Annotated in this window: 2 protein-coding genes; both read right to left on the bottom strand. The window is 68.3% G+C overall.

What is annotated here, in order from left to right; all coding sequences use genetic code 11:
• Positions 1-401: 401 nt before the first annotated feature.
• Positions 402-1,643: a hypothetical protein gene (locus tag VKH46_02625; protein ID HKB69707.1), complete on the bottom strand. Its 1,242-nt coding sequence runs from the start codon at positions 1,641-1,643 to the stop codon at positions 402-404.
• Between the two features lie 115 nt (positions 1,644-1,758).
• The gene (locus tag VKH46_02620) at positions 1,759-2,700 is read right to left on the bottom strand and encodes a glycosyltransferase (protein ID HKB69706.1); all 942 of its coding nucleotides are present in this window, start codon (positions 2,698-2,700) and stop codon (positions 1,759-1,761) included.
• Between the last annotated feature and the right edge of the window lie 157 nt (positions 2,701-2,857).

Here is a 2,857-nt window from a genome sequence, read left to right as displayed (position 1 = left end):
CGCCGCGCTGGTCCGCAAGAAACGTCCTCAGTTGTTCTGCGACGCTGAGGCACGGCGAGGCGCGAGCCTGACGGGATGCGGGTCGATCCGCGCCGTCCCGAGTCGTACCGGCGGCGTACGGCGAGGGCGGCGCGGACGGCTCGCGCCCGTCCGGCTCGATGCATCGTCGCGCTGGCCGCCGCGCTGGTCAAGCAATCGGGGGGAGGAGGCGAACACGGGGTATGAGAAGGAGGATGTCGGAAGAGCGCGGGTTTGGTTTTCCCAGTGGTGGATGAGATGATTGACGCCCGCCTTCGCTCCCTCCCCCCGAAACCGATTACCTTGCCCTTCTCAAATTCTAGCCCAACCCCTCCCGGACGTCCAGCGAATTTCGTCGAACGCCCGGGAGAGGGAGAAAATGCCTATTTTTTCAGGGAAAGCCTCGCCCGGCCGCTCGCCGAGGGCGTCGCGGTCACCCGCAGGGTCGCCTCCCGGTAGCCGGGACAGGTCGCCGTGATGCGGTGCTCCCCGGCGGTCACGGAAAGGCCCCCGGACAGTCCGTCGAGCTCCCGGGCGCTTCCCGCGAAGTGGTCGTCGACGTATATCGCCGCGTCCGGAGGAGAGACATCGAACACGATCCGGGCCTCGCCCGCCGGCACTACGGCGGGAGCCGGCTCGGGCGGTACGGGCTCGGCCGTCATCGGCTGCTCACCCGAATCCCGGTAGTCCTCTTCGCGCGGCGGAGCCCCCTCGTCCCCGTAATCGTCCGGGGCGACGGACTCGTCGGGTCCGGACGGCTCATCCGGCTCGACGACGGTTTCCTGACGGTCTCGTCGCGAGCGATCGCGCCAGCTCGAGGCCGGCGGCCCCGAATCGTCGCCCCGGCGACGCTTCTCGAAATACCGGACGATTCCTCCCGCCGGCCGCGCGGGCTCGTAGGTGCCATAGTGCTTGGCGCCGGGCACCTTCTTCAACCGGTGGTCGATCCGGAAGAACCGGCCCGCCGACGCGTCGACATCGGTCGTGAAGCTCTCGTAGCCGTCGAGACGGAACTCGAGCCGGTAGTGTCCCCGCCCGAGATAGAGCGTGTCGGGATAGCCGTCGAAATCATCCGCCGTCCCGATCAGCTTGCCGTCGAGATAGAGGCTCGCCTCATCGGGCTCGACGTCGGTCTTGACGACCGCGTAGCGCGCCGCCCGATACCCCTGGCCGTAGCCGCCGTACCCGTAGCCGCCGGGATATCCGGAGTAGCCGTAATAGCCGTACGGATACCAGGGGCCCAGTCCCCACCCCCAGCCCCAGCCCCAGTCGCCGTAATAGCCCCAGCCGAAGCGCGGATACCAGCGGTTCCCGTAGTAGCCGCCGTAGTAGCCGCCATGGCCGTAATAGCCCCCATGGCCGTAGGAACCGCCGTGGCCGTAGGAACCGCCGCGACCCGAATAGTGTCCGCCACGCCCGGAATAGTGCCCCCCGTAACGGCTCGAGCTGCCGCTGTAGCGGCTCCCTCCGCTCCGGCCCGAGGGGGCGCGCGCGCCGGAATGGGAGCTCGATCCCGAACGCGAGCTCGAACCGTGCGACGACGCCGCGCCCAGATTCTGACCCCAGAAAAGAACAGCGGCGCCGGCGAGCGCCGCGAAAATCGGTGCAATTCTCGATCGAGACATGACTACCTCCATATTGAGGAACAGCAAGAGTCCGACCATCCGCCGGCGGCGCCATCCCTCCAGACATCCTTCGTTTCCAGCGACTTGCATTGTGGCTTTCCGGCGAGCACGGTCGTCATTGACATCCCGACCGGTCAGCCCGTCCCCCGGGAGGAACATCCGGAAGAGACGCGCGGAGCCCCCGCAGATAGTCGGCGGTGAGCACGCGGTCGATGGCTCTCCTCCCTCCCGGGATTTCCCACCGCTCGCACAGCGACGCCCAGAGCTTCGTCCACCGTGAGACCCGCGCGGGTCCGGAGCGTGCGGAGGCGACGCCGAGGAAATCGGCGAGCTCCGGATGCTTGCCGTAGAAGATCGCCGCCGCGCGGCCGGAGCGCTCCTGGCGGCGGCGGAACGACGCGAACGTGATGTCGTGGTGATGGCGGACGACGGCGCGCGGCTCGTAGACGATCACGTACCCGTCGCGCGAAAGACGGTAGGAGAACTCGATGTCCTCCCAGGCCGCGTCCGGGAAGGTCGTGTCGAACCGTCCGCTGAGCTCGAAAGCGTCGCGGGGGAGCGAAATGTTCGACGTGTAGAAGAAGTTGAACGGGACGTTCTCGGGATCGCGGATCAGCTCGTAGCCGAACTGCATCCCGTATTCGTTGATGTGGTGCAGGAACGGGGTGACCCGCCGCTCGCGCGGCCAGGTCGTATAGCCGAGCACGGCGATCTTGCGGCCGGGGCGCGCGCGGTGCGCTTCCTCGTGCCGTCGAAGGAAGTCCGGTTCGGGTACGGTGTCGTCGCCCAGGAAGCACACGAGACGCCCGGCCGACTCCGCCACGCCGCGGTTGCGCGCCCCGGCGGGGCCCGCGTTCGCCTGGGAAAACGCGCGCAACGGGAACGGGGCTCGGTGGGCCGCGAGGAAGCCGGCGGTGCCGTCGGAGGAACCGTCGTCGACCACCACGACCTCGAACCCGCCTTCGGGTGGCGCCTGCGCGGCGAGCGCCTCGAGCACCCTCGGCAGGATGTCGAGGCGGTTGTAGGTCGGGATGACGATCGAGATCCGCGGGGTCACCGGCGCTCCGGCAGGACCTCGTCGAGCGTCGACGGCGCGAGCGCGGCCGTTTTCGGAAGGAACGGACGGAAGAAACGCGATGCGAAGATCTCGTCGCCCGGATAGGTCGGGACGATGCGCAGCGGAAACTTCGCGAAGATCTCGCGGTCGGACCGCA

The organism is Thermoanaerobaculia bacterium (genome assembly GCA_035260525.1).
Lineage (GTDB): Bacteria > Acidobacteriota > Thermoanaerobaculia > UBA5066 > DATFVB01 > DATFVB01.
This window is presented reverse-complemented; position numbering and strand designations above follow the sequence as displayed.

Excerpts from the sequence above, each read along its gene's own strand:
- VKH46_02625 (HKB69707.1), bottom strand. The coding sequence starts at position 1,643 with ATGTCTCGATCGAGAATTGCACCGATTTTCGCGGCGCTCGCCGGCGCC.